General features: G+C 73.2%; 25 protein-coding genes. 11 read left to right on the forward strand and 14 right to left on the reverse strand.

The window, feature by feature from the left end:
• Positions 1 to 10: 10 nt before the first annotated feature.
• The gene (locus AB0M92_RS26220; protein ID WP_366104738.1) at positions 11 to 1,462 is read right to left on the reverse strand and encodes an RNB domain-containing ribonuclease; all 1,452 of its coding nucleotides are present in this window, start codon (positions 1,460 to 1,462) and stop codon (positions 11 to 13) included.
• A 102-nt stretch (positions 1,463 to 1,564) separates the two neighbouring features.
• Here AB0M92_RS26220 and yaaA point away from each other — a divergent pair, with 102 nt between their 5' ends.
• Positions 1,565 to 2,365: a peroxide stress protein YaaA gene (yaaA, locus tag AB0M92_RS26225; RefSeq protein WP_366104739.1), complete on the forward strand. Its 801-nt coding sequence runs from the start codon at positions 1,565 to 1,567 to the stop codon at positions 2,363 to 2,365.
• A gap of 48 nt (positions 2,366 to 2,413) precedes the next feature.
• On the opposite strand, the gene AB0M92_RS26230 is transcribed toward yaaA, so the two are convergent.
• The gene (locus AB0M92_RS26230) at positions 2,414 to 3,160 is read right to left on the reverse strand and encodes a bifunctional DNA primase/polymerase (protein ID WP_366104741.1); all 747 of its coding nucleotides are present in this window, start codon (positions 3,158 to 3,160) and stop codon (positions 2,414 to 2,416) included.
• 185 nt (positions 3,161 to 3,345) lie between these two features.
• Positions 3,346 to 3,990: a TetR/AcrR family transcriptional regulator gene (locus AB0M92_RS26235; RefSeq protein ID WP_366104742.1), complete on the reverse strand. Its 645-nt coding sequence runs from the start codon at positions 3,988 to 3,990 to the stop codon at positions 3,346 to 3,348.
• Positions 3,991 to 4,101: 111 nt separating this feature from the next.
• Between AB0M92_RS26235 and ddaH the strand changes: the two genes are divergently transcribed.
• Positions 4,102 to 4,932, forward strand: coding sequence for a dimethylargininase (gene ddaH / locus AB0M92_RS26240; protein WP_366104743.1), 831 nt, complete (start codon positions 4,102 to 4,104; stop codon positions 4,930 to 4,932).
• Positions 4,933 to 4,946: 14 nt separating this feature from the next.
• Here ddaH and AB0M92_RS26245 read toward each other — a convergent pair whose 3' ends face one another.
• Positions 4,947 to 5,972, reverse strand: coding sequence for a small ribosomal subunit Rsm22 family protein (locus AB0M92_RS26245; protein WP_366104744.1), 1,026 nt, complete (start codon positions 5,970 to 5,972; stop codon positions 4,947 to 4,949).
• 60 nt (positions 5,973 to 6,032) lie between these two features.
• Positions 6,033 to 7,373, reverse strand: a complete 1,341-nt coding sequence (locus AB0M92_RS26250; RefSeq protein WP_366104745.1) for a Bcr/CflA family multidrug efflux MFS transporter — start codon at positions 7,371 to 7,373, stop codon at positions 6,033 to 6,035.
• A gap of 108 nt (positions 7,374 to 7,481) precedes the next feature.
• Between AB0M92_RS26250 and AB0M92_RS26255 the strand changes: the two genes are divergently transcribed.
• The 3 genes from AB0M92_RS26255 (at position 7,482) to AB0M92_RS26265 (ending at position 9,765) form a co-directional block, all read left to right on the forward strand.
• On the forward strand, positions 7,482 to 8,243 hold the full coding sequence (locus AB0M92_RS26255; protein WP_366104746.1) for an SDR family oxidoreductase: 762 nt from the start codon (positions 7,482 to 7,484) through the stop codon (positions 8,241 to 8,243).
• A 69-nt stretch (positions 8,244 to 8,312) separates the two neighbouring features.
• On the forward strand, positions 8,313 to 9,176 hold the full coding sequence (locus AB0M92_RS26260) for a PhzF family phenazine biosynthesis protein (RefSeq protein ID WP_366104747.1): 864 nt from the start codon (positions 8,313 to 8,315) through the stop codon (positions 9,174 to 9,176).
• Between the two features lie 28 nt (positions 9,177 to 9,204).
• Positions 9,205 to 9,765 (forward strand): GNAT family N-acetyltransferase, encoded by a 561-nt coding sequence (locus AB0M92_RS26265; RefSeq protein ID WP_366104748.1) that lies wholly within the window; start codon positions 9,205 to 9,207, stop codon positions 9,763 to 9,765.
• 104 nt (positions 9,766 to 9,869) lie between these two features.
• Here AB0M92_RS26265 and efeU read toward each other — a convergent pair whose 3' ends face one another.
• From efeU to AB0M92_RS26295, 6 genes are all read right to left on the reverse strand, one after another.
• A complete protein-coding gene (gene efeU / locus AB0M92_RS26270) occupies positions 9,870 to 10,730 on the reverse strand; it encodes an iron uptake transporter permease EfeU (protein ID WP_366104749.1) in 861 nt (286 codons plus the stop codon).
• 25 nt (positions 10,731 to 10,755) lie between these two features.
• Complete coding sequence (efeB, locus tag AB0M92_RS26275) at positions 10,756 to 12,063, reverse strand: iron uptake transporter deferrochelatase/peroxidase subunit (RefSeq protein WP_366104750.1); 1,308 nt, start codon at positions 12,061 to 12,063, stop codon at positions 10,756 to 10,758.
• 22 nt (positions 12,064 to 12,085) lie between these two features.
• Complete coding sequence (gene efeO, locus AB0M92_RS26280; RefSeq protein WP_366104751.1) at positions 12,086 to 13,231, reverse strand: iron uptake system protein EfeO; 1,146 nt, start codon at positions 13,229 to 13,231, stop codon at positions 12,086 to 12,088.
• Between the two features lie 185 nt (positions 13,232 to 13,416).
• On the reverse strand, positions 13,417 to 14,271 hold the full coding sequence (locus AB0M92_RS26285) for a heme ABC transporter ATP-binding protein (protein WP_366104752.1): 855 nt from the start codon (positions 14,269 to 14,271) through the stop codon (positions 13,417 to 13,419).
• Positions 14,268 to 15,323 carry an iron ABC transporter permease gene (locus AB0M92_RS26290; protein ID WP_366104827.1) on the reverse strand — a complete coding sequence of 352 codons (1,056 nt, stop codon included), beginning with the start codon at positions 15,321 to 15,323 and terminating at the stop codon, positions 14,268 to 14,270. The genes AB0M92_RS26285 and AB0M92_RS26290 overlap by 4 nt, the downstream gene beginning before the upstream one ends.
• Positions 15,324 to 15,411: 88 nt before the next feature.
• On the reverse strand, positions 15,412 to 16,443 hold the full coding sequence (locus AB0M92_RS26295) for an ABC transporter substrate-binding protein (RefSeq protein ID WP_366104753.1): 1,032 nt from the start codon (positions 16,441 to 16,443) through the stop codon (positions 15,412 to 15,414).
• Positions 16,444 to 16,578: 135 nt separating this feature from the next.
• On the opposite strand from AB0M92_RS26295, the gene AB0M92_RS26300 reads away from it, so the two are divergent.
• The 4 genes from AB0M92_RS26300 to AB0M92_RS26315 all read left to right on the forward strand — a co-directional run bounded on the left by AB0M92_RS26300 (position 16,579) and on the right by AB0M92_RS26315 (position 20,794).
• Entirely contained in the window at positions 16,579 to 18,084 is a 1,506-nt protein-coding gene (locus tag AB0M92_RS26300; RefSeq protein WP_366104754.1) for an HtaA domain-containing protein, read from the forward strand.
• 96 nt (positions 18,085 to 18,180) lie between these two features.
• On the forward strand, positions 18,181 to 19,674 hold the full coding sequence (locus tag AB0M92_RS26305; protein ID WP_366104755.1) for an HtaA domain-containing protein: 1,494 nt from the start codon (positions 18,181 to 18,183) through the stop codon (positions 19,672 to 19,674).
• A 19-nt stretch (positions 19,675 to 19,693) separates the two neighbouring features.
• On the forward strand, positions 19,694 to 20,365 hold the full coding sequence (locus AB0M92_RS26310) for a PhzF family phenazine biosynthesis protein (RefSeq protein ID WP_053694608.1): 672 nt from the start codon (positions 19,694 to 19,696) through the stop codon (positions 20,363 to 20,365).
• A 66-nt stretch (positions 20,366 to 20,431) separates the two neighbouring features.
• Positions 20,432 to 20,794, forward strand: coding sequence for a hypothetical protein (locus AB0M92_RS26315; protein WP_366104756.1), 363 nt, complete (start codon positions 20,432 to 20,434; stop codon positions 20,792 to 20,794).
• 97 nt (positions 20,795 to 20,891) lie between these two features.
• On the opposite strand, the gene AB0M92_RS26320 is transcribed toward AB0M92_RS26315, so the two are convergent.
• A complete protein-coding gene (locus AB0M92_RS26320; RefSeq protein ID WP_366104757.1) occupies positions 20,892 to 21,539 on the reverse strand; it encodes a biliverdin-producing heme oxygenase in 648 nt (215 codons plus the stop codon).
• A gap of 168 nt (positions 21,540 to 21,707) precedes the next feature.
• On the reverse strand, positions 21,708 to 22,565 hold the full coding sequence (gene map, locus AB0M92_RS26325; protein WP_366104758.1) for a type I methionyl aminopeptidase: 858 nt from the start codon (positions 22,563 to 22,565) through the stop codon (positions 21,708 to 21,710).
• 72 nt (positions 22,566 to 22,637) lie between these two features.
• Here map and AB0M92_RS26330 point away from each other — a divergent pair, with 72 nt between their 5' ends.
• A complete protein-coding gene (locus AB0M92_RS26330; RefSeq protein WP_366104759.1) occupies positions 22,638 to 22,877 on the forward strand; it encodes a hypothetical protein in 240 nt (79 codons plus the stop codon).
• Between the two features lie 11 nt (positions 22,878 to 22,888).
• Here AB0M92_RS26330 and AB0M92_RS26335 read toward each other — a convergent pair whose 3' ends face one another.
• The gene (locus AB0M92_RS26335) at positions 22,889 to 23,494 is read right to left on the reverse strand and encodes a hypothetical protein (protein WP_366104760.1); all 606 of its coding nucleotides are present in this window, start codon (positions 23,492 to 23,494) and stop codon (positions 22,889 to 22,891) included.
• Between the two features lie 113 nt (positions 23,495 to 23,607).
• Between AB0M92_RS26335 and npdG the strand changes: the two genes are divergently transcribed.
• Entirely contained in the window at positions 23,608 to 24,354 is a 747-nt protein-coding gene (gene npdG, locus AB0M92_RS26340; protein ID WP_366104761.1) for an NADPH-dependent F420 reductase, read from the forward strand.
• Positions 24,355 to 24,363: the final 9 nt, after the last annotated feature.

The raw sequence follows: 24,363 nt of genomic DNA on the forward strand, positions 1-24,363 counted from the left end.
GCCCGTACCCTCAGGCGGGCGCGAACAGCACCTTCGCCCGGCCGGGGTCGGCCTGCGTCAGCCGGACCCGGATGCGGTCGCCCAACGGCAGCCGCCCGGAAGGGGATTCGACCCGGCCGACGACGGCCGGCTCCTCCAGATGGACGGTTCCCACCTGCGGCTCGCGCTCCTTGACGTCGATCACGGTCGCCTCGAAGGTCTCGCCGACGTGGTCCTTCAGCAAGGCCGCCTCGACGAGGTCCACGCACTCCCGCTCGGCCGTGTTGGCCAGCCTGCTCCCCTCCGCCATCCGCTGCGGCAGCGCGTCGAGGGCGGCCGTGGCCCACTGCGGGGGCGCGGCCCCCGCCACCGCCGCCACGCACAGTTCGCCCGCGTACCGGTCGACGAGCCGGCGCAGCGGGGCCGTGCAGTGCGCGTACGGGGCCGCCACCGCGGCGTGCAGGAGGGGGTCGGGGGCGCTGCCGCCGGTGAACACCGTGTAGCCCGCGCCGCGCAGCAGGGCCGTGCACTCCTGGAGGAAGGCGGCGTGGGCGGGGAGGTGCGGATCGAGGGTGCGGACCAGTTCGGCGTACGGCACGTGGTGCGGCCAGTCGATCCGCAGGGCGGCGGCGGTGCGCCGGAGCCGGCCGACGGCGCCGTCGGGGGCGCTGGGGAGGGTGCGCAGGATGCCGGAGCCGGCGGAGAGCATCAGCTCGGCGGCGGCCATGCCGGTCATGAGGGAGATCTGGGCGTTCCAGCCGTCGGCGGGGAGCGGGGCCCGGTAGGCGAGGGTGTACGAGCCGTCCCGGGCGACGATCTCCTGCTCGGGCACGTTCAGCGAGACCCCGCCGCGCTCCTGCTCCAGGGTCTCGCGGAGCCGGCCGATCTCCCGCAGGAGGGCGACGGGCTCCTCGGCGGTGCCGGAGTCGATGGCCTGCTGGACTCCGTCGTAGTCGAGCCCGGCCCGGCTGCGGACCAGCGCGCGGCGGACGTCGGTGGTCTCGACGCGGCCTGCGGAGTCCAGGTCGAAGCGCCACAGCAGCGCCGGGCAGGCCTGGCCGGGCAGCAGGCTGGCCGCGCCCTCGGAGAGGACGGGGGGATGGAGGGGGACCTTGCCGTCGGGGAAGTAGAGGGTGGTGACGCGGCGGTGGGCCTCGGCGTCGAGGGCGCCGCCGGGGGTGACGAAGGCGGCGACGTCGGCGATGGCGTAGTGCACGCGGTAGCCGCCCCCGCTGTCGCTCGGGCGCTTCGCCAGGTGCATGGCCTGGTCCAGGTCGCGGGAGGTGGGCGGATCGATGGTGAACAGGGGGAGGTCGGTGGCGTCGAGGTCCGGCAGCCGCGGGGCGCGGGCCGCCTGCTCGGCCTCGGCGAGCACCGGAGCCGGGAACTCCCCGGGCACGCCCAGCTCCGTCCTCAGGTCACGCAGCGCGGCCCGCAGGGCAGCCCCGTCTGCGCCGGTCATGTGCATATGACGGCGTGGCATGGGTCGAGCGTAGGACGGGAGGGCGCTCGGGGCGCGCCGAGCCGTCTACCCTGGCCCGGGGGCCGCACCCCCTGCGCCGTGTCGTACTGAAGGAGAACCACCGTGCTCGTGCTGCTGCCGCCGTCCGAGGGAAAGGCCGCCGGCGGTTCCGGCGCGCCCCTGGAGCCGGAGACGCTGTCACTGCCGGGACTGGCCGGGGCGCGGGCGGCCGTGCTGGGGGAGCTGGTCGAGTTGTGCGCGGGCGACGAGCTGAAGGCCCGCGAGGTGCTCGGCCTGAGCGAGGGGCTGCGCGGCGAGGTGGCGAAGAACGCAGGGCTGCTCTCCGCGGTGGCCCGGCCCGCGGGGGAGATCTACACCGGCGTCCTGTACGACGCGCTGGGCCTGGCCGGGCTGCCGGCGGCGGCCCGGACGGCGGCGGAGCGGTCGCTGATGGTGTTCTCGGGCCTGTGGGGCGCGGTCCGGGTGACGGACCGGATCCCTTCGTACCGCTGCTCGATGGGCGTGAAGCTGCCGGGGCTGGGCGCGCTGGGGGCGTACTGGCGGGAGCCGATGGCGGCGGTGATGCCGGAGGCGGCCGGGGACGGGCTGGTGCTCGACCTGCGGTCCTCGGCCTACGCGTCGGCGTGGAAGCCGAAGGGCGAGGTGGCGGGGCGCACGGCCACGGTGCGGGTGCTGCACTCGCAGATCGTGGACGGGGTGGAGAAGCGGTCGGTGGTGAGCCACTTCAACAAGGCGACGAAGGGGCGGCTGGTGCGGGACCTGCTCGTCGCCGGGGCCGTCCCCGAGTCCCCGGCCGAGCTGGTCACGGCGCTGCGCGACCTCGGCTACGCCGTCGAGGCCGACGCCCCCGCCAAGCCGGCCAAGGCCTGGTCCCTCGACGTGGTCGTCACCCAGATCCACTGACCGGCGGCGGGGCCGCAATCAGCCCCGCCGTGGTCCGGGGGACACGGCCTACCGGCTCAGTGGCCAGGCCGCCGAGGGCGACTGGTCGGCCGCGACCGCGTACGCGGCGCAGGCGTCCGTCAGGGTTTCCAGGAGGGTGAGGGGGTCCGGGAGGGGGTGCTCCATGCCGCGGATCCAGGCCACCGCGAGGTCACCGGGGAGGGCGGCCGGGGGGACCAGGACGTAGCTGCCGCGGCAGTGCCACCGCAGGCCCGGGTGCTCGTCCATCGTCTCGGGGTGGCAGTCCAGCTCGCACGGCCACCACTCGTCCTCGTCCTCGGGGGTACCGCGCGTCGCCGTGAAGAAGAGCATCCGGGCCTGGTCGCCCGTACCGCCCGATTCCGCGACCGGGCCGACCTCCACGCCCGCTGCCAGCAGGCGGCTCAGCGCGCTCGCCCCGGCTTCGAGGGGGACGTCCAGTACGTCGTGGACCATGCCGGTCGCGGTGATGAAGTTCGCCTGCGGCTGGTCGCGCGCCCAGCGTTCGATCTGCGCGCGGTCGGTCGTCGACTGCGTCTGCCAGGCGAAGGAGAGGGGGTGGCGCGCGGGGGTGGGACAGCCGATCCGGTCGCACGAACACCGGTAGCCGGCGGGATGGGCGGCGGGGGCGAGCGGCAGGCCCGCGGCGGCCGCGGACAGCAGAAGGGCCTCGCGTGCGCGCTCGGGATCTTCGGGGGAGGGTTTGGGCCGCCGGCGCAGCCACTGGGAAATCCTGCTCTGCTCGCCGCGTTTGACGCGGCCGGACTCAGACCCCATCTATCCCCTCACCTCACCGTTTCCCCGGCAGACCCTCACATGGTCCCACCATCCTGCGGTCCGGGTGACCGCACTCCCCCACCGGGGGGTGGGGGACAGGTGCACGGAGGGCGCACACCGGCAGGCTGAATACCGTCACATACCGGTTTAATCAGGCCAATTGTTCCCGGCCGGACGGCGGCCCGTCAGGCCTCGGTGACCTTCGACACCCCGGCGACCCCGCCCAGCACCCGGTCCACCAGCTCGTCCGCGAACGCGTGCGTCAGCGGCCCCGTCCCCATCAGCCAGCGGTACGTCAGCGGTCCCACCAGCATCTCCACCGTCAGGCCCAGGTCCACGTCCGGAGCGAGCCCGCCGGTGTCCCGGGCCGCCCGCAACCGCTCCTCGTACAGGGCCAGCTGCGGCTTCAGCAGCTGCTCGGTGAAGCGGGCGCTCAGGTCGGGGTCCGTCGCTCCGGCGGCGGTCAGGGCGCGCATGGGCGCCTCGTACTTCCCGTCGTTGAACTGGTCCACCGTCGCGCGCAGCACCAGCTTGAGGTCCGCCGCGAGGTCCCCGGTGTCCGGGAAGCCGGTCCAGCCGCCCTCCACCTCCTCCTTCGCGTCATCGGCGAGCGCGAGCGAGGCGTCCAGCAGCACCGCCGCCTTCGACGGCCACCAGCGGTAGATGGTCTGCTTGCCGACGCCCGCGCGGGCGGCGATGGCCTCGATCGTCAGCTTGTTGTAGCCGACCTCGCAGACCAGTGCGAGCGCCGCGTCGAGGATGGCCCGCCGGGAGCGGTCGCTGCGGCGGGCGGGGTCGGGGGCCTTCGCGTCAGGTGATCTGCTGCTCATTCGGACAAATTATCAACGCGGGACGTCTCGTCTTTGTGTCATTCCGTAAACCACCCAATCAGTTCACTGCGCGGTTTCCCTTGAGGAGAGACGATTCTCTCGACATCTCTCGTGAGCCGTGAGGAGCCTTCTTTGCGCAGAGTCGCCACACCCCGGCGCTACTTGATGTGCCCACCCGCACATTTCAAGGTCACGTACTCCATCAACCCGTGGATGGACCCCACGAAACCGGTGGACCTGCCCCTCGCACACGCCCAGTGGGAAGACCTCCGGGACCGCTACCGCTCGCTCGGCCACACCGTCGAGACGCTCGTACCGGACCCGGAGCTCCCCGACATGGTCTTCGCCGCGAACGGCGCCCTCGTCGTCGACGGCCGGGTGCTCGGCGCCCGGTTCGCCTACCCCGAGCGCGCCGCCGAGGCGGAGATCCACCTCGACTGGTTCCGGTCCCACGGCTTCGAGCACGTCCACGAGCCGTCCCACGTCAACGAGGGCGAGGGCGATTTCGCCGTCACCGCCACCTACATCCTGGCCGGCCGGGGCTTCCGCTCCAGCCCGCTCTCGCACGACGAGGCCCAGGAGTTCTTCGGCCGCCCGGTCATCGGCCTCGACCTGGTGGACCCGCGCTACTACCACCTGGACACGGCGCTGTGCGTGCTCGACGGCGACGAGGTCATGTACTACCCGCCCGCGTTCTCGCCCGGCAGCCGCGCCGTGCTGGAACGGCTCTTCCCGGACGCGCTGATCGCCGGCGACGAGGACGCGGCGGCCCTCGGGCTGAACGCGGTCTCGGACGGCCTGAACGTGCTGCTCCCGCAGGCGGCGACCGGTCTGTTCGAACCCCTGCGCGAGCGGGGCTTCGAGCCGGTGCCGATGGACCTGGGCGAGCTGCTCAAGGGCGGCGGCAGCGTGAAGTGCTGCACCCAGGAGCTGCGGATGTAGCGCCGCGGGTCGGGTTACGAGGTGGCCGCCGGCGGCCACTCCTGGCCCCAGTCGGCGTCCCGCGCCGCCTTGTACAGGTCACCGTGGCGCTTGGTCACGTTGACCCGGGTCAGGCCCGATGAGTCACCGTCCTGCGGACCGCACAGTTCCAGCAGGACGAGCCCCTTCCGGATCTGCGGCCTCCGCGTGATCCGGGAGGGGGCCGGCTCCACCGGGAAGCGGGTCGCGGCCACGTAGCTGAACTTCTCGTCCTCGTACGGCAGGGACCCGCCCTTGACCTGCCGGTGCAGGGAGGACCGGCTGACCCGCGCCGAGAAGTGGCACCAGTCCTGTCCGACCTCGATCGGGCAGGTGCCGTCGTGCGGGCACGGGGCGGCGACCTTCAGCCCCGCCTCGATCAGCTGGTCGCGGGCCTCGCGGACGCGCAGGTAGCCCTCGGGCGTGCCCGGCTCGATCAGGACCACGGCCTGCCCGGCGCGCGCCGCCTCGGCGACGACGGCCCGGCGGGCCTCCGGCGTCAGTTCGCCGAGTACGTACGAGACCGTCACGAGGTCCGCCCCGGGCAGGGCCAGCCCCGACCCGATGACGGCCCGCCGCCACTCGGCCGCGCGCAGCGCCTGCGAGCCGGAAGCCGCCGCGAGCTCCTTGCCGAGGGCCAGCGCCGGCTCCGCCCAGTCCAGTACCGCGGTCTCGCGCGGGCCCTCCCAGATGGCGTCGACCGCCCAGGTCGCCGCGCCCGTACCGCCGCCCACGTCCACGTGGGAGGCCGGGGACCAGCCCGGGGCGGCCTCGGCGAGGGCGTCCAGGGCGGACCGTACGGCCTCGAAGGTGGCCGGCATCCGGTAGGCCGCGTACGCCGCCACGTCGGAGCGGTCGCGCAGGACGGGCGCGTCGGTCGGGGTCCGGCCGCGGTAGTTGGCGATCAGCCGGTCGACGGCGGCCGTGGCCTGCTTCGGCGGGAGCCCGCCGAGCAGCCCGCCCAGCGCGGTGCGCAGGGTTTCGGCGGTGGTGGGCACGGAGGCGGAAGCGGAGGCGTTCACCAGCGAAGTTTACGGCGCCCGCGGGGTCCGGGACGCCGCGAAGGCGCCCCGGACGCCCGCTCAGACGGCGGAGTCCCGGTTCTGCCAGGGCCGGCACATGGCGGTGAAGCAGGCCACCGCCAGCAGCGAGCAGACCAGCTGGACCAGCGCCATCGGCACCGCCGTGTCCTCGCCCGCGATCCCGACCAGCGGCGAGGCGATCGCCCCGACCAGGAAGGAGGAGGTGCCCAGCAGGGCCGAGGCCGAGCCGGCGGCGTGCGGGGTGCGCATCAGGGCCAGCGCGTTGGTGTTCGGCAGGACCAGGCCCATCGCCGACATCAGCACGAACAGCGCGGACGCGATCGGGACCAGCCCGACCTTCCCGAACACCCCGGTGGACATCACGAGCAGCGAGAGGGAAGCCGCCGTGATGACGGCGAGCCCGAAGCCCAGCACCTTGTCGAGCCGGACCCGGCCGACCAGCAGTTTGCCGTTGATCTGGCCGGCGGCGATCAGGCCGACGGAGTTGAGGCCGAACAGCAGGCTGAAGGCCTGCGGCGAAGCCCCGTAGATCTCCTGCACCACGAACGGCGAGGCGGAGATGTACGAGAACAGCGTGGCGAAGGCGAAGCCGCCGGCCAGCGTGTACCCGGCGAACACGCGGTCGGCGAGCAGGGCGCGCATGGTCCGCAGCGCGGAGCCCACGCCGCCGGTCTGCCGCTGCTCGGGCGGCAGGGTCTCGCCGAGGCTGCGCCACACGACGAGGGTGAGCACGGCGCCGACGCCGGTGAGGACGACGAACACCCCCCGCCAGTCCGCGAAGCGCAGGATCTGGCCGCCGATGAGCGGGGCGATGATCGGGGCGACGCCGGAGATGAGCATCAGCGTGGAGAAGAACCGGGCCATCTCGACCCCGTCGTACAGGTCGCGCACGACGGCCCGCGCGATGACGATCGCGGCCGATCCGGCCAGGCCCTGGAGCAGCCGGAAGCCGATCAGCAGCTCGGCGCTCGGCGCGAGGGCGCAGATCGCGGTGGCGAGGACGTAGACGACCATGCCGATCAGCAGGGGCCCCCGGCGCCCCCACTTGTCGCTCATCGGGCCGATGACGAGCTGGCCCAGCGCCATGCCGGCGAGGCAGGCGGTGAGGGTGAGCTGGATCGTGGCGGCCGGGCTGTGCAGGGCGCCGGTGACCTGCGGCAGGGCCGGCAGGTACATGTCCATGGACAGCGGGGGGAGGGCACTGAGCCCTCCGAGTATGAAAGTGACGAGCAGTCCGGTACGGCGGGCGGCCGTGAGCGGGGCGGAAGGGGTCTGCGCCGGTATGGCGACGGTCTTCGGCGTGGCAGCGGTCTGCGGTGCGGAGGGCTCTTCGGGCGGCGGCTCGTGTGAGGGGGCCGTCGCGGGGCCTCTCTCCGACATGCGGAACTCCAGTCTTTTCGTCGTCTTTTCACACCCCCGACCGACCCATGCTCTCAGCTATCGGAACGTCCGTGGACCGATGCGACATGTGACGTAGCCTGCGGCCCCATGAGCGCAAGTGGGAAGAAGATCGCCGTCGTGACCGGCGCGGGCTCGGGCATCGGCCGCTCCGTGGCCCTCACCCTGGCCGCCGCCGGCTGGTCGGTGGCCGTGGCCGGCCGCCGGACCGAACCGCTGGAGGAGACGGCGAAGGCGGCCGGAGCCGGGGCGGACGTGCTGTGCGTACGGGCGGACGTGAGCGATCCGGACGACGTGGCCGCACTGTTCGCGGCCGTACGGGAGCGGTACGGGCGCCTCGACCTCCTGTTCAACAACGCCGGGACCTTCGGCCCGGGCGGGGTCGCGCTGGAGGACATCTCGTACGAGGCCTGGCGCCAGGTGGTGGACGTCAACCTCACCGGGGCCTTCCTGTGCGCGCAGGCCGCCTTCCGCCAGATGAAGGCGCAGGACCCGCGGGGCGGCCGGATCATCAACAACGGCTCGATCTCCGCGCACGTGCCCCGGCCGAACTCGATCGCCTACACCGCGACCAAGCACGCGATGACGGGCCTGACGAAGTCCCTCTCGCTGGACGGGCGGCCGCACCGGATCGCCTGCGGGCAGATCGACATCGGCAACGCGGCCACCGAGATGACCGAGCGGATGCAGACCGGGATCCTCCAGGCGAACGGGCAGCTGGCGGTGGAGCCGGTGATGGACGCGGCGGACGTCGCGCGCACCGTGCTGCACATGGCCGAGCTCCCGCTGGAGGCGAACGTGCAGTTCGCGACGGTGATGGCGACGGCCATGCCGTACATCGGGCGCGGCTGACCCCCCCCGGGTCGCGGTCGGTCGGTGCCGGTCGGGAATGCGGGTGCCGGGCCGCGGGTTGGGGCGATCATGACCGAGGTACTGCGTTACACCGCCTTCTCCGCCGACCCGGCCGGGGGCAACCCCGCCGGGGTCGTGCTCGACGCGACCGGGCTGGACGAGGCCGACATGCTCCGGATCGCCGCCGACCTGGGCTACAGCGAGACGGCTTTCCTGACCGCGCCGCCCGAGGGCCTGCACGGCGACGTCGCGGAAGGACGGGCGTTCACCGTCCGGTACTTCAGCCCGAAGACGGAGGTCCCGTTCTGCGGGCACGCCACCGTGGCCACCGCCGTGGCGCTGGCGGAGCGGATCGGGCCCGGCGAGCTGGTGTTCGCGACCCCGGCCGGTACGGTGCCCGTCTCGGTCACCGCGTCCGGGGAGGGCCTGCGGGCGGTGCTGACCAGCGTCGAGCCGTACGTGGAGGAGGCCGACCCGGCCGACCTCGCCGAGGCGCTGGCCGCGCTGGACTGGCCGGCGGCCGACCTGGACCCGGGCATCGCGCCGCGGATCGCCTACGCCGGAGCCCGCCACCTGGTGCTCGGCGCGGCCACCCGGGCCCGCCTCGCGGACCTCGCGTACGACTTCCCCCGGCTGGAGGCGCTGATGCGGCGCCTGGACCTGACCACGGTCCAGCTGGTGCACCGCGCGGGCCCGGCGGTGTTCGACGTACGGGACCCCTTCCCGGTCGGCGGCGTCGTCGAGGACGCGGCGACCGGAGCCGCCGCGGCCGCCTTCGGCGCGTACGCGCGCGAGCTCGGCCTGGTCCCGGCGGCCGCCGTCCTCACCCTCCGCCAGGGCGAGGACATGGGCCGCCCGGGGGTCCTGACGGTGGAACTGCGCGCGGGGGACCCCCGGGTGCGGGTCGGCGGCAGCGCGGTCCGCATCGCATGAGCCGCCGGCGGGACGGGGAGGTCCGCGCGTGACGACGGTGGTGACGTACGCGCAAGCGGAGCTGCCGGCGCGGCTCGCGGCGCAGGTCGCCGCCCTGGAGGCACAGGCCTGGCCCGGGGCCGGTGCCGGTCACGACCCGGCGCTCGCCCCCGAGGTGATGCTGCTGCTGGACGACGAAGGGACGGTCCTCGTCTCCCTGGCACTGCTCCACAAGAAGATCCGGCACGACGGGCGGACGTACCGGGCAGCCGGGCTCAGCTCGGTGGTGACCCGGGACACCGCGCGGGGACAGGGGTACGGCGGGCACCTGGTGGCGGCGGCCCGGACGGCGCTGGCCGCCGATCCTGCCGTGGACCTCGTCCTGTTCAGCTGCGACCGGCCGCTGGTCCCCTTCTACGAGGCGGCCGGTTTCACCCGGCTGCCCCGGGCCGTGCTGATCGGCGGGACGCCCGGGCAGCCGCTGGCCACGGACGCGCCCGGGTTCGCCAAGGAGGTCCTGGCCGACTTCCCCGGCGCGGACACCGGGGCCGCCGCGTTCGCGGGTGCGCGGATCGCCCTGTACCCGGGGCTCGTCGACCGCTTGTGGTGACCCCGACGGGGGCCGGACGTGCGGAAGGGCCCGGATCGGGGTGATCCGGGCCCTTCCGTGTGCCGTGCCGTGCCGTGCCGTGCCGTGCCCGACGGGCCGCGGCCCTACGAGCCGCCCTTGCTCTCCGAGGACGCGGACGCCGGCGCGGCCGGCGCCGGGGCCGCCGTACGGGCGAAGACCCCGAAGAACAGCAGCAGCGTCGGGACCAGGTAGGCCACCCACACGCCGACCTGGAGCCAGGTCGGGTCCGGCTGGAAGTTGAACGTGCCCTTCAGCAGGGTCCCGTACCAGCTGTCCGGCGGGACGGCCGCGGTGACGTCGAAGGCCTTGTTCATCAGGCCGGGCAGGAACTCGGCCTCCTGGAGGTCGTGCACCCCGTACGCGAGCACGCCCGCCGCGACCACGACGAGCATCCCGCCGGTCCACGTGAAGAACTTCGACAGGTTGATCTTCAGCGCGCCGCGGTAGAACAGCCAGCCGAGCAGGATCGACGAGCCGATGCCGAGCAGCACGCCCACCAGCGGACCCGCGCCGTCACCGGCCGCGTGCACCGAGCGCCACACGAACAGCGAGGTCTCCAGGCCCTCCCGGCCGACGGCCAGGAACGCCGTCGTCACCAGGGCGCCCGTGCCCATCGCGAGGGCCGCGTCGAGCTTGTCCTGGAGCTCGGTCTTCATGTGCCGCGCGGTGCGCTTCATCCAGAAGACCATCCACGTCACCAGGGCCACCGAGACGATCGACAGGCTGCCGCCGATCGCCTCCTGCGCCTGGAACGTCAGCTCGGAGGTGCCGAATTCGAGCCCCGCGCCGAAGGCCAGGCTGAGCGCGGCCGCGAGGCCGACGCCGAGCCACAGCGGACCCAGTTTGTCCTTGTTGCCGGTCTTCACCAGGTACGCGATGAGGATGCAAACGACGAGGCTGGCCTCCAGCCCCTCGCGCAGGCCGATCAGATAGTTGCTGAACACGTCGGTTCCTTTCGAGTCCGCGGAACTACGCGAACAGCGCCCGGCCCCACCAGTCGTCCTTGTCGCGGACGCCCGGCGGGATGGCGAAGTGGGCCGAGCTCACGTGCTGGATGTACTCGTTGAGCCCGTCGTTCTTGGAGAGGTTGCGCTGGATCGGGATGAAGCCCTTGCGGACGTCGCGCTGGTAGGCGAGGAAGAACAGGCCCGCGTCGAGGCGGCCCAGCCCGTCCGAACCGTCGGTGAAGGAGTAGCCGCGGCGCAGGATCGTGGCACCGCTGTTGGTGTCCGGGTGCGCGAGGCGCACGTGCGCCTGCGGCTTCATCGCCTTCAGGAACGGCTCGTCGCGCTCCTTCGACTTGCCCACGGGCGCGCCCTCGCCCTTGTCCCGGCCGAAGATGTCCTCCTGCTCCTGGAGCGGAGTGCGGTCCCAGGTCTCGATGTGCATCCGGATCCGGCGGGCGACCAGGTAAGAACCGCCGGCCATCCACGCCGAGCCGTCCTTGGCCTCGTCACCGACCCAGACGAACTTCTCCAGGGCGGCCCGATCGGTGCCCGCGATGTTCCGGGTGCCGTCCTTGAAGCCCATCATGTTGCGCGGGGTCTGCTCGTCCGGGGTGGTGGACGAGGTCTTGCCGAAGCCGAGCTGCGACCAGCGCACCGCGACCTTGCCGAACCCGATGCGGGCGAGCTGGCGGATCGCGTGCACCGCGACCTGCGGGTCGTCCGCACAAGCCTGTACGCAGAGGTCGCCGCCGCTCTTGGCGGGGTCCAGGTTGTCGCCGGGGAACTGCTCCAGGTCGACCAGGGCCTCGGGGCGCCTGCCCTCCAGGCCGAAGCGGTCCTTGGCGAAGAGCGAGGCGCCGAAGCCGACGGTCAGCGTGAGCCGGGACGGCTTGAGTCCGAGGGCCTCGCCGGTGTCGTCCGGCGGGGCCTCCGGGAGGCCGCCGACGGCGCCCTCGCCGACGGGCAGCCCGGCGGTCATCCGCTCGGCGGCCCGCGTCCAGTCCTTGAGGAGCTGGACGAGCTCGGCGCGGTCCTTGGTCTTCACGTCGAACGCGGCGAAGTGCAGCCGGTCCTGGACGGCGGAGGCGATGCCGGCCTGGTGCTCGCCGTGGAAGGGCACCGAGGAGCCGCTGAGCGCGGCCGGTACGGGGTCGCCGTCACCGGTCAGCGCGGCGACGGTGCCGCCCGCCGCGGCGGCGCCGAGCGCGAGCCCGGCACCGCCCCAGCCGAGTACGGACCGGCGCGACGGACCGCCGGTGGCGGGGGGCGCCGAGTCGGCCGGTTCGGCGGCTGCTGCGCCCGAGCCGGTGGTGCTGGTGTCGTCAGACATGGTCCCTACCCCTGATCACGCGCTACTTGGCGACGGCCGCGGCGAGCTTGGACAGCGGCTCCCCGAGGGCGCTGACGGCGTCCGAGAGCTCCTTGCGCTGGTCCTGGCCGACCGTGTCGTAGGCCGTGAAGTCGTAGCCGTTCTTGTCGGCGCGGTACTTGTCGAGCAGCGTGTTCATCGCGGCGAACTGCTTGTCCAGCTCGGCGGACAGGGCCGGGTCGTTCTTCGCGGCGACCGGCTTGAGCAGCTGGTACGCCTTCTCGGCGCCCTCGACGTTGGCCTTGAAGTCGACCAGGTCGGTGTGGCTGTAGCGCTCTTCCTCACCGGTGACCTTGCCGCTGGCGACCTCGTCCAGCAGCTCCTTGGCACCGTTGGCCATCGAGGTGGGGGTGATCTCCGCCTGGCCGACCTTCTTCTGCCAGTCGGTGAGGTCGGTCATCAGCTGGTCGGCGAGCTTCTTCTCGTCGTCGCCGATCTTCTTGTCGGCGAAGAGGGCCTTCTCCAGACGGTGCCAGCCGGTCCAGTCCTTGGCCGGGTCCTGGCCGGCCTCCAGGCCGTCCTCGCGGACGTCGACCTTCGGGTCGATGTCGCCGAAGGACTCGGCGACCGGCTCGGTGCGCTCCCAGCCGATGCGGGACGCGGCGTACGCCTTCTTGGCCGCCTCCAGGTCGCCGGCCTTGACCGCGTCCGCGAAGGCCTGCGCCTTGGGGAGGGTCTCGTCGGCCTGCGCCTGTACGTACTTGCGGTACTCGGCGACCGCGGCGTCCAGCTCCGGGCTGCGCTTCTCGGCGGCGCCGCCGGTGGCCTTGACCTTCTGGCGGATGCCGTCGCCCTTCATGCCGGGCTTGCAGGCGAACTCGTAGTCGCCGGCCTTGATCTCGGCGGTGATGGTCGCCTTGGTGCCGGGGCCGATGTTCTCGCGCTCGGCGACGATGCGGTCGTCCGGGAAGAGGACGTACAGCTCGGTGACCTTGGAGCCCTTGTTCTCGACCTCGATGGAGACCTTGCCGGCCGGGAACTCGGTCTTGGAGAGCTCGCAGGCGGTGTCGGAAGCCGCGACCTTGATGGTGTCGTCTCCGCCGGCGCTCTTCTCGGCGCAGCCGGTGGCGGCGGTGAGCGCGGCCACGGCGGCGACCGCGGTGAGGAGGGTGAGGCGGGCGGGACGCATGGGGGCTCCTGGCTGTCTGGCGTTCGGCAGACGGCCGCCCCGATCAGGAGGGACGGCCGGTGAGGCGGACCTAACTTAACCGAGGCTTACCTGACTCATACCCGCACGTCCAGTGATTCAGCGCACACGCCGGGCCGCCGGACACGGGGCCGTCACGGGCCCTTCAGGGTCAGACCATGGAAAGGTCAAGCGGAGGTCAAGCCGGGGTGACCGTCCCGTAGCGGGACCACGAGCGGAACCCCGGTCCGCGGATGGGGCAGCACCTCGACGGGCTGCCGGTAGACCCGGCTCAGCAGTTCGTCCTCGAACACCTCGGCCGGCGCACCGTCCACCGCGATCCGCCCGCCGTGCAGGACGGCGGCCCGGTCGGCGTACGCGGCGGCGAGGCCCAGATCGTGCAGGACGACGACCACCGCGTCCCCGGCCGCGGCCCGCTCCCGGCAGATCCGCAGGACCAGCTCCTGGTGGCGCAGGTCCAGGGCCGCGGTGGGCTCGTCGAGCAGGAGCAGCGGGGCCTGCTGGGCCAGTACGCGGGCCAGCGCGACCCGGGCCCGTTCGCCGCCGGAGAGTGCCGAGAAGGGGCGGGTGGCGAAGCCGGCCACCTCCGTGGCGGCCATGGCGGCGGCCACCGCCTCCTCGTCGGCGTCGGCGCGCTCGGTGCCGGCCCAGGGGGCGCGGCCCATCCGTACGACGTCCCCGACGGGGAACGGGAAGGACATCTCGGCCGATTGGGGGAGCACGCAGCGGCGCAGGGCCAGATCGGGGGCCGTCCAGTCGCCCGCCGGGCGCCCGTCGATCCGTACGAGACCCCCGGCGGCCGGCAGATCGGCCGAGAGGGCGGCCAGCAGCGTGGATTTGCCGGCGCCGTTCGGGCCGACCAGCGCCAGCACCTCGCCGGCCCGGACGGTCAGGTCGATCCCGGCCAGCACCTCGCGCTCGCCGAGCCGGACGTGGAGGCCGACGGCCTCGGCGAAGGCGGCGCCGGGGGCCGGCCGGGCGGGGACGGTGCTCCTGCCCCGGCGCAGGAACGGGACGCTCATGCCCAGCCCCCCTGCTTGCGGCGGGTGCGGCGCAGCAGCCAGAAGAAGAAGGGGCTGCCGATCAGCGCGGTCAGCACCCCGAGCGGCAGTTCGGCCGGCCGGGCGATGGTCCGGGCGGCCAGATCGCCGGCGAGCAGGACCACGGAGCCGGCCAGTGCGCTGCCCGGGACCAGGAAGCGGTGCCCGGGGCCGTTGACCATGCGCAGCAGGTGCGGGACGAGCAGTCCGACGAAGGTGATGATGCCGGCCACGGCGACGGCGGCCGCGGTGAGCAGCGCGACGACGAGGATCAGCGCGAGGCGCAGCCGCTCGACGTCCACGCCGAGGTGGCGGGCGGGGCGTTCGCCGAGCGAGAGCAGGTCCAGCTTGCGGGCGTGGAACGGGGCGGTCAGCAGGCCGGCGAGCGCGCAGGGCAGGACGGCGAGCACCTTGGGCCAGGTGGCCTGGGCGAGGGAGCCGAGCTGCCAGAAGGTGATCTGGTTGACCTGGCCGCTGTCCGCGAAGAAGACGAACAGGCCGATCAGGGCGCCGGCGAAGGCGTTGACGGCGATGCCGGTGAGGATGAGGGTGACCACCTCGGTCTTCCCGCCGTTGCGGGAGAGGAGGTAGACGGAGCCGACGGTGACGAGCCCGGCGACGAACGCGCAGGCGGTGATGGTCCAGTTGCCGAAGAAGCCGAGCCCGAGCCCGATGGCGGCCACCGCGCCGACGGCGGCGCCCGCGGAGATCCCGATGACCCCGGGTTCGGCGAGCGGGTTGCCGAACACGCCCTGCATCAGGGCCCCCGCGCAGCCCAGGCTGGCGCCGACGAGCAGCGCGAGCACGACCCGGGGGAGCCGTACGTTCCACAGCACGCTCTCGCCGACCCGGTCGAGTGCGGCCCCGCCGAGCCCGAGGCGGTGCTGCACCGAGCCGAGCACGTCCCCGACGGGGATCCCGTAGGCCCCGACCCCGGCGGACACCAGGGCGAGCCCGGCGAGCGCGAGCACGAGCGCCACGATCAGCAGGGCACCGGTCCGGGCCCCGGGGGCCCTGGCGGCCCGCGGCCGCACCGGCGTTCCGGGGGCGGGTGTTCGGGGCGCGGGCGTTCGGGGGCCTGCCGCGGGCAGTGCGGCCGCCCCCGTGTTCTGTTCCGTCACGTCACGCGGTCTTTCCGTACAGCTGGGAGATCAGCGAGCTGAGCACCTGGTCGGTGCGCGGGCCGTAGTTCAACAGGACCCCGTCGTCCACGGTGACGACCCTGCGGTCCATCCCCGCCGGGGTCTGGGCGACGCCCGGGATCTTCACCAGGCCGTCCGTACCGCCCACCGACTCCAGCCCCTTGGACATGACGAGGATGGCGTCGGGCGCGGCGGCGGCGAGGGCCTCGCTCGTGATGGGGGTGAAGTCCTTGCCGAGACCCGACTCCTTGCCCGTGTCCACGGCGCCGGCCGCTTCGAGCAGCGAGGCGGCGCCCGAGTCGGAGCCGCCCAACAGATAGACGGACGCGGTGCCGCGCAGGTAGAGGAAGGCCACCCGGGGCTTCTTCCCGGAGGCGGGGATCGCCTTGCGGGCGACGGCGATCCGCTCGGCGGTGCGCTCGTTGAGCCGGGCCCCGGCGCCTTGGACGCCCAGCGCGGCGGCGACGGTCTCGATCCGCTCCGGTACGTCCTCCAGTGATGTGGCCGGGGCCACCACCAGCAGCGGGATGCCCGCGTCGCGGATCTGGCGGATCGCCTCGGCCGGGCCGGAGGTGGTTTCGGCCAGCACCAGCGTGGGGTGCAGCGACAGGACGCTCTCCGCCGAGACGTCATGGCCCCGGGTCACCACCGGCAGCTGCGCGGCCTGTTCGAAGGTGGCCGTGATGTCTCGGGCGACGACCTGCGGGCCGAGGCCCAGGGTCTGGACGATCTCGTTCAGGCCGCCGGTCAGCGGGACGATCCGGTCCGCGGCCGTCACCGTCACCTGGCGGCCGTCCGCCGAGGGCACGGTGACGGGGAGTACGGGCAGCGGGGCAGGGGTGAGCGGCTCCACCCGGTCCGGCGCGGAGGCCGGGCGGGCGGCGGGCGCACCGGGTCCGGTGGCGGACGCGCCGGCGCAGCCCGTCAGCACGGCCAGCGCCAGCGCGGAGAAGGCGACCGCGAGGGCAAGGGTGCGGTGGGGGGAGCGGGTTGACGCGGCGGGCGTGGGCACGAAGGCACCGTCCTGATCGTCCGGCTGGGCTGTGAGGTTCCAGGCTCCGAGGTTCCGGGGAACCAGGGGTTCCCCTCCGACTGGAGGTAGCTTAGGTTAGCCTAACCTTATTAACCAGCCCTGGAGGGGACAACCATGCCCGCAAGACCCGCCCGTACGTCGGCAGTCGCCCTGTTGGCGACCCTGGCGGCCTTGCTCGGTGCCCTGCTCCCGGCCACCGCCGCGCACGCGGCCGGCCGCACCGTGCAAGGGGGCCGGCTGGACTGGGGCATCAAATCGTCCTTCCAGGGTTATGTCACCGGTCCCGTCGCGAAAGGTGCTTTCAAGCTGAAGGGCGGAGCCGCCACGGTCGGCGGCAGCCTGTTCCGATTCCACTCGGCCACCGGTTCCTACGACCCGGACTCCGGCGCGTTCGAGGCGGCCTTCAGCGGCGGCGTCGGCTTCCAGGGCCACCAGAAGGCGGACGGCACCTACGAGCTGGACCTGACGCTCAGCCGCCCCACCGTCAAGATCAACGGAGGCGGCGGCACCCTCTACGCGGACGTCTCCAGCAAGGCCAAGGACACCGGCGCGGTCACCACCCGGAGCCAGGTGCCGTTCGCCGCGCTCGGGCTCGGCGGGGTCGACATGAAGGGGGGCGGCAGTCCCGTCGCCCTGAACAACATCCCGGCCACCCTCACCGAAGAGGGCGCCAAGGCCTTCGCCGGCTACTACTCGGCGGGCGCGCAGCTCGACCCGATCTCGCTCTCCGCCGACGTCAAGGCGGCTCCTGCCGCCGAGAGCGCGCCGTCCGCGAACGCGTCGGCGCAGCCCTCGCAGGAGGCGCGCGCGCCCCAGGGGGCGTTCACCGACGCCGCCGTCGACTGGGGGGTGCGGCGTACGTTCCGCGAGTACGTCACCGGCTCCATCGGGCAGGGCAGGTGGACCCTCGCCGAAGGGGCCCAGGACGGCGGCGCGCTGTTCCGCTTCCCGCAGGGGAAGGGCGCGTACGACGGCTCGAAGGGGACGCTCGACGCCGCCTTCGCGGGTACGGTCCACTTCACCGGAGCCCATCTGGACCTGAAGCTGGGCAAGCTGGGCGTGAAGGTGGAGAACGGCAGGGGAGTGCTGTCCGCCGACGTCACGACCGGCAGCGAGACGAAGAACGCCGTGGCGCTGGTGGAGTTCGACGCCAAGGGCCTGAAGGCCGAGGGCGGGCTCGCCACGCTGACCGAGGCCCCCGCCACCCTCACCGACGGCGGCTCGCAGGCCTTCGGCTCGCTGTACAAGACCGGCACCGAGATGGACCCCGTCTCGCTCTCCGTGGTGCTGGACGCCACCGCGAAGCTGCCGGCGCTGCCCGACCTCGGCTCGACGGCCTCGTCCGCCGCGCCGCCGCCGCCGGCCGCCGCCGCGTCGCCGGCGCCGCCCGCGCCGGCCGCGAAGTCCGAGGACTCCTCGAACGCAGGCCTCTACGCCGCCCTGGGCGTGGCCCTCCTGGTCCTGGCCGCGGGCGCGGTCTTCCTGTCCCTGCGCCGCAAGCACGGCCAGGAAACCACCCCGGCCACGCCGACCACCCCGGCGGGCCCGGCGGCTTCGGCCGGCCCGGAGGGTTCCGTCGACCCGGGCGGGCCCACCGGCACGAAGTCGCCGCGGTCCTGATCCCCGCACCACCGCCGCGCCCCGCCCCGCCCCACGTCACCTCTCTCACCCCTGCCCCCGACCGTCACCCCCGTTGCCTTTCAGGAGGCCTCCGTCATGTCCTCGTCCCACCGCCGTTCGCTCGCCTTCGCGGCCGCCGTCGCCACCGCTGCCGCTCTGGGCGCCACCGCCTTCGTCCTGCCCGCGACGGGGGTGGGCGGCGGGCAGGCCTCCGCGGCCGCCGCCTCCGCGCCGATGCCGATCGTGAACGGCACCCTCGACTGGGGAGTCCTGGCCGGCTACCGCTCGTACGTCCTGAACGTCGCCAAGGGCACGATCACCCCCTCGGACGGAGCCGCCCTGAACGCGGACGGCACCTTCCGCTTCACCTCCGCGACCGGCCAGTACGACAAGGACGGCGGGCACGTCGTGACCGCCGCCTTCAAAGGCAGCGTCACCTTCGATGCCCCCATGCACGGCTTCAAGGTGACCCTCGCCAACCTCCGCTTCGACACCGGCACGAAGAAGCTGACCGCCGACGTCACCAAGAACGGCACCCTCACCCCGGGCGTCCCCATGGCCGACGTGGCCTTCGGCGGGCAGTCCATGGAGAAGCTCGGCACCACCCTCACCAAGGAGGGGGCGGCCCAGCTCGGTTCGGACAAGTACGCCGGCCTCGCGGGCGACCCGCTCACGGCCGCCATGCAGTTCGGACAGCCGTCCCCGTCCCCGTCCGTGACCCCGTCGCCGTCGTCCTCGCCGTCGTCTTCCGCTTCCGCCTCCCCGTCCCCGGCCCCCTCCGGCCCGTCGAACTCCGCGACCCCCTCGCAGAGCGCGAGCTCCCCCGCGGCCGACGGCCCGCAGCAGTTCCTCGGCGGCCGGCTCACCTGGGGCGTGAAGGAAGGCTTCCGCTCGTACGTGGTGAAGGGCGGCGGCTCGGTCACCCCGGCCGACGGAGCCGTCGCGAGCGGCGACACCTTCGCCTTCGCCCTCGGCAAGGGCGAGCTCGACGTCAAGAAGCAGAAGCTGAGCGCCACCTTCGCCGGCAACCTGCGCTTCCAGCGGGCCGACCACGGCGTCGACATGACCTTCTCGAACGTGCGCGTCAACGCCGAAGGCAAGAAGGGCACGCTCGTCCTGGACGTCAAGTCGCCGACCGCCACCAAGACGAACGTCCCCTTCGCCACCCTCGACCTGTCGAAGGCCGAGTACCGGACCTCGGGCGGTCTGCTCACCCTGAACGCCGTCCCTGCCGCCTTCACCGCCGAGGGAGCGACCGCCATCGGCGCGCCGAGCCCGGACTACGCCGAGGGCAAGCCGACCGACCCCGTCACCCTCTCGGTGTCCGTCGACAAGGACGTGGTCGTCCCCACCACCGCGCCCACCACGGTCCCCACCTCCGCCACCGGCGGCACGGGCGGCACGGGCGGGACGGGCGGGACGGGCGGTACGGGCGGCACGGTGGGCGGCGGCGGCAGCGTCGGCGGCAACCTGGCCAGCACCGGCGCCGAAGTCCCGGCCGGAGCCCTGCTCGCCACCTCCGGCGCGGTCGTCGCGGCCGGTGCCGGCGCCGTCTTCCTCGCCCGTCGGCGACGCGCGGCCCAGATCTGAACCGTGTTTCAATTTCCGTGTGAACGATCTCGATGTGCTCAAGGTCTTCTGCGCGGGAGACGGGCGGCACGGCAACCTGCTCGGCGTCGTCCGTGACGGCCGTACCTGCCCCGACGACGCGTCGCGGCAGGCCCTCGCCGCCGAACTCGGATACAGCGAGACGGTGTTCGTCGACGACCCCGAGCGCGGGGTCGTCGACATCCGCACCCCCGGCACCCGGATGTCCTTCGCGGGCCATCCGCTGGTCGGGGTCGCCTGGCTGCTCGACATCGAGGAGCTCCAGCCGCCGGCCGGCTCCGTATGGGCGCGTGACGACGGGGAGTTCACCTGGATCACCGCCCTCCCGGAGTGGGTCGAGGGCAAGCGCACCGAGCAGTACGCCAGCCCCGCCGAGGTCGACGCGCTGCCCGCGCCGCCGCCCGGCGAGGGCTGGCTGTACGCCTGGGCCTGGGAGGACGAGGCCGCGGGCCGCATCCGGGCCCGCGGCTTCCCGCGCCGCCCCGACGGGGTCATCGCCGAGGACGAGGCCACCGGATCGGCCGCGATACTGCTGACCGCCGAGCTGAACCGGGCGCTGAACATCACCCAGGGCGCGGGCTCCCAGATCCTCACCGCGCCCGGACCGGACGGCACCGTCGAGATCGGCGGCCGGGTCCGCTTCGCGAAACTGCCGCCGCCGCGAACTGAGTAGGTGCGCGGACGCGATTGAGTACGTCCGCGCTGGGTGCGGGATGCCGCACGGCGCTTTCATGGCTGCATGAACACGCCATCGAGCGCAGGCCGGCCCCGGCAGTCGCAGCCGCAGTCGCATCCGTACCCCGAGGAGACGCAGCGGTGGCTGCTGGTCCCGGCGCTCTTCACGGCGCTGACGCTGGTGGCCGGGGGCTTCGGCTACGCGTCCTCGTACCTGCCGCGCTGCCCGCTCTGGTACTCCCTCCCGTACCTGATCCCGCTGGGCCTGACGGCCCTCGCCTGGCGGCGGCCCCGCACCCCGGCGCAGCGTACGAACCGCATCGTGGCGGGCAGCATCGGCGCCGGACTCGCCCTCTTCTGCGCCAAGGCCGTCGAGGCCGTGCTCATGTTCCTCGGCCTGGCCCTCTGGCTGATCCACGGCGACTGACGGCGCAACGGCGACGGCAACGGCACCTCCGGCGCGGCTGGGTGCCGGGGGTGCCGTCGCCGTCCGCGGACGCTTCGTGCGCGTAGGGGCGGGGTCGTCAGGCGCTCAGCGGGAACTGCGCGCCCAGCTCCCGGAAGACCGAGCCGTTGAAGTCGAAGGCGCGCTTGCACTCGTCGATGATGCGCTGCTTCTCCAGGTCGTCCGCGGCGATCGCGTCCAGCAGCTCGCGGTAGGTCCGCTTGAAGGCCGCGGGGTTGGAGATGTCCGCGAAGACGTAGAACCGCACGCCGTCGCCCTTGCGGGTGAAGCCCCAGGTCCGCTCCGCCTTGTCGCGGATGATCTGGCCGCCCGAGAGGTCGCCCAGGTAGCGGGTGTAGTGGTGGGCGACGTACCCGCCGGGCCAGCCGGCCGCGCACTGGGCCACGCGGGCCGCGTAGGCCTCGGTCGCGGGCAGTGCGACGAGCGTCTCGCGCCACGACGGGCCGCGCAGGTGCGCCAGGTCGCGCTCGATCTCGGCGACGCGCATCAGCTCGGGCCGTATGAACGGGCCCGCCACCGGATCGTCCTTCAGGGACTCGGCCGCGTCTTCCAGGGCCCGGTACACGAACCACAGCTGCTCGGTGTAGCGCGTGTACGCGTCCACCCCGAGCCGGCCGCCGAGCAGGTCGCTCATGAACGACGAGGTCTCGGCCTCGGTGTGCTGCTCGTGCGACGCGACACGGATGACCGTAGAGAAGGCGTCCAAGACAATCCTCCGAAGACGGGACGGGGAACAACGGCGCCCGGGGGGCGTGACGGCACGGCCGCCACGCCCGATCCTCGCGCTTAGGGTTACCTAAGTCAATGTCTTCCCGACGTCCTGTCGGTAAAACTCCTCCGGAGGTCTTTTGGGGAGAGCTTTTACGGTGGGCCGTTACGGAAGGGTGAGGATCTCGGCGCCCGTGTCCGTCACCACCAGTGTGTGCTCGAACTGCGCGGTGCGCTTGCGGTCCTTCGTGACGACCGTCCAGCCGTCCGCCCACATGTCGTACTCGTGCGTGCCCAGCGTCAGCATCGGCTCGATCGTGAAGGTCATCCCGGTCTCGATGACCGTCGTGGCGTGCGGGCTGTCGTAGTGCGGCACGATCAGGCCGGAGTGGAAGGACGAGTTGATGCCGTGCCCGGTGAAGTCCCGGACGACGCCGTAGCCGAAGCGCTTCGCGTACGACTCGATGACCCGGCCGATCACGTTGATCTGGCGGCCCGGCTTGACGGCCTTGACGGCCCGGTTCAGGGCCTCGCGGGTGCGCTCCACCAGCAGCCGCGACTCCTCGTCCACCTCACCGCACAGGTAGGTGGCGTTGTTGTCGCCGTGCACGCCGCCGATGAACGCGGTGACGTCGAGGTTCACGATGTCGCCGTCGCGCAGGACGGTGGAGTCGGGGATCCCGTGGCAGATGACCTCGTTCACCGAGGAGCACAGGGACTTCGGGAAGCCCCGGTAGCCCAGCGTCGACGGGTAGGCGCCGTGGTCGCACATGTACTCGTGCGCGACCCGGTCCAGCTCGTCGGTGGTCACCCCCGGGGCGATCAGCTTGGCGGCCTCTTCCATCGCCTGGGCGGCGATCCGGCCGGCGATGCGCATGGCCTCGATGGTCGCGGCCGACTGCACCTCCGGTCCGGTGTACGGAGTGGGCGCGGGCTTGCCCACGTACTCGGGCCGACGGATGTTTCCGGGAACGGAACGGGCGGGAGAGAGCTCGCCTGGTACGAGCAGCGACTGGCCAGACATGCAAGCGAGTGTATCCAGCGGGGATGGGGCAGGCTGGCGGCAGAGAGCGGTATCGAGAGGAGCCCGAAGACGATGGCCCTGTTCAAGAAGCGTCAGGTGGGCAAACCCGGCGAGTGGTACTACTGCCTGGTCCACCACAAGGTGGAGGAAGGCCCCGAGTGCCCGGCGAAGGACCGTTTCGGCCCGTACGCCACGCCCGAGGAGGCCAACCACGCCATGGAGACGGCGCAGGAGCGCAACCTCGAATGGCAGAACGACCCCAAGTGGAACGACAAGTCCCGCGAAGAGGGCGGGGGCACGGGCGCGCCGTAGGGCTGCCGGGCCTACCAGCCGCTGGGCGGCGGCGCGGTCAGCTGGTCGGCGAGCCGCGCCAGCCGGTCCCGCAGCCGCCGCGGCCCGCGCTGCGCCGGAAGGCTGTTCTCGCCGGCCGCCGCACCGACCAGGTGCTGCACCGTGTCCAGGTCCAGCTCGCCGGCCCCCTCCCGTACGGACAGGGCGTCGTGCGCCAGGGCGGCGAGATCCGGATCCCCGCAGTGCAGCGACAGTACGGTCGCCCCCGCGCGCCGGGCGTCGTGCACCCGCTCCAGCAGCGCCGCCCCCGGCTGTTCCGGCGCCACCACCAGCAGCGTGTGGCCGCGCCGGGCCGCCGCCAGCCGGCCCAGCCCCACCGACAGGTGCGGCGGCTGCCCGGGCCGCACCCGGTGCCGTACGAGGGTGGGGGCCATCTCCGGCAGCCCGGACCAGGCGGCCTCGTCCACCAGGTGCGCCGCCATGTGCCAGGGCTCGTACTGCTCGGTCCCCACCAGCAGCAGGTTCCCGCCGGCGGGAACGACGGAGCGCCGCAGCGACCCGGCGAAGCGGCGCGCGGCGCCGGGCCACTGCGTACCGGCGAGCACCTCGCGCAGCAGCGCGACCCTCACGGCGTCCATATCGGCATCCTGCCGTATGAAAGGGACCTACGGGAGCACTTCGCCCCGCTTCGCCCGACCGGGCGGGCGCATGTGCGTTCGCCTCTCGCGATCACGGCATTACCCTCGCCCCCATGACCTCCACAGACAGCACTCAGAACGCGCCCGCCGAGGCCGCGGCCGCCGCGAAGGCGCCGGCGAAGACGCCGGCCAAGGACCCGTGGGACCTGCCGGACGTCTCCGGCCTCGTCGTCGGCGTCCTCGGCGGCACCGGCGACCAGGGCCGGGGCCTGGCCTACCGGCTCGCCCGGGCCGGCCAGAAGGTGATCATCGGATCCCGCGCCGCCGACCGCGCCCGGAGCGCCGCCGACGAGCTGGGCCTCGGCGTGGAGGGCGCGGACAACGCCGAGTGCGCGCGCCGCAGCGACATCGTGATCATCGCGGTGCCGTGGGAGGGCCACGCCAAGACCCTCGAAGCCCTGCGCGAGGACCTCGCGGGCAAGCTGGTGGTGGACTGCGTCAACCCGCTCGGCTTCGACAAGCAGGGCGCCTACGCCCTCCAGGTCGAAGAGGGCAGCGCCGCCCAGCAGGCCGCGGCCCTGCTCCCGGACTCCCGCGTGACGGCGGCCTTCCACCACCTCTCGGCGGTCCTGCTCCAGGACGAGTCGGTCGAGGAGATCGACACCGACGTGATGGTCCTCGGCGAGGTCCGCGCCGACACCGACGTCGTCCAGGCCCTGGCCGCCCGCATCCCGGGCATGCGCGGAGTCTTCGCGGGCCGCCTGCGCAACGCCCACCAGGTCGAGTCCCTGGTGGCGAACCTCATCTCCACCAACCGCCGGTACAAGGCCCACTCGGGCCTGCGCGTCACGGACGTCTGATCGATCCCC

Source organism: Streptomyces sp. NPDC051582 (assembly GCF_040681715.1).
In the GTDB taxonomy this organism is placed as follows: domain Bacteria; phylum Actinomycetota; class Actinomycetes; order Streptomycetales; family Streptomycetaceae; genus Streptomyces.

Coding starts and splice junctions, on each gene's coding strand:
- efeB (WP_366104750.1), bottom strand. CDS start 12,063: ATGTCTGACGACACCAGCACCACCGGCTCGGGCGCAGCAGCCGCCGAA.
- AB0M92_RS26315 (WP_366104756.1), top strand. CDS start 20,432: ATGAACACGCCATCGAGCGCAGGCCGGCCCCGGCAGTCGCAGCCGCAG.
- AB0M92_RS26235 (WP_366104742.1), bottom strand. CDS start 3,990: ATGAGCAGCAGATCACCTGACGCGAAGGCCCCCGACCCCGCCCGCCGC.
- AB0M92_RS26255 (WP_366104746.1), top strand. CDS start 7,482: ATGAGCGCAAGTGGGAAGAAGATCGCCGTCGTGACCGGCGCGGGCTCG.
- AB0M92_RS26230 (WP_366104741.1), bottom strand. CDS start 3,160: ATGGGGTCTGAGTCCGGCCGCGTCAAACGCGGCGAGCAGAGCAGGATT.
- AB0M92_RS26300 (WP_366104754.1), top strand. CDS start 16,579: ATGCCCGCAAGACCCGCCCGTACGTCGGCAGTCGCCCTGTTGGCGACC.
- map (WP_366104758.1), bottom strand. CDS start 22,565: ATGTCTGGCCAGTCGCTGCTCGTACCAGGCGAGCTCTCTCCCGCCCGT.
- AB0M92_RS26260 (WP_366104747.1), top strand. CDS start 8,313: ATGACCGAGGTACTGCGTTACACCGCCTTCTCCGCCGACCCGGCCGGG.
- AB0M92_RS26220 (WP_366104738.1), bottom strand. CDS start 1,462: ATGCCACGCCGTCATATGCACATGACCGGCGCAGACGGGGCTGCCCTG.
- AB0M92_RS26285 (WP_366104752.1), bottom strand. CDS start 14,271: ATGAGCGTCCCGTTCCTGCGCCGGGGCAGGAGCACCGTCCCCGCCCGG.
- npdG (WP_366104761.1), top strand. CDS start 23,608: ATGACCTCCACAGACAGCACTCAGAACGCGCCCGCCGAGGCCGCGGCC.
- AB0M92_RS26330 (WP_366104759.1), top strand. CDS start 22,638: ATGGCCCTGTTCAAGAAGCGTCAGGTGGGCAAACCCGGCGAGTGGTAC.
- AB0M92_RS26305 (WP_366104755.1), top strand. CDS start 18,181: ATGTCCTCGTCCCACCGCCGTTCGCTCGCCTTCGCGGCCGCCGTCGCC.
- AB0M92_RS26335 (WP_366104760.1), bottom strand. CDS start 23,494: ATGGACGCCGTGAGGGTCGCGCTGCTGCGCGAGGTGCTCGCCGGTACG.
- efeO (WP_366104751.1), bottom strand. CDS start 13,231: ATGCGTCCCGCCCGCCTCACCCTCCTCACCGCGGTCGCCGCCGTGGCC.
- AB0M92_RS26250 (WP_366104745.1), bottom strand. CDS start 7,373: ATGTCGGAGAGAGGCCCCGCGACGGCCCCCTCACACGAGCCGCCGCCC.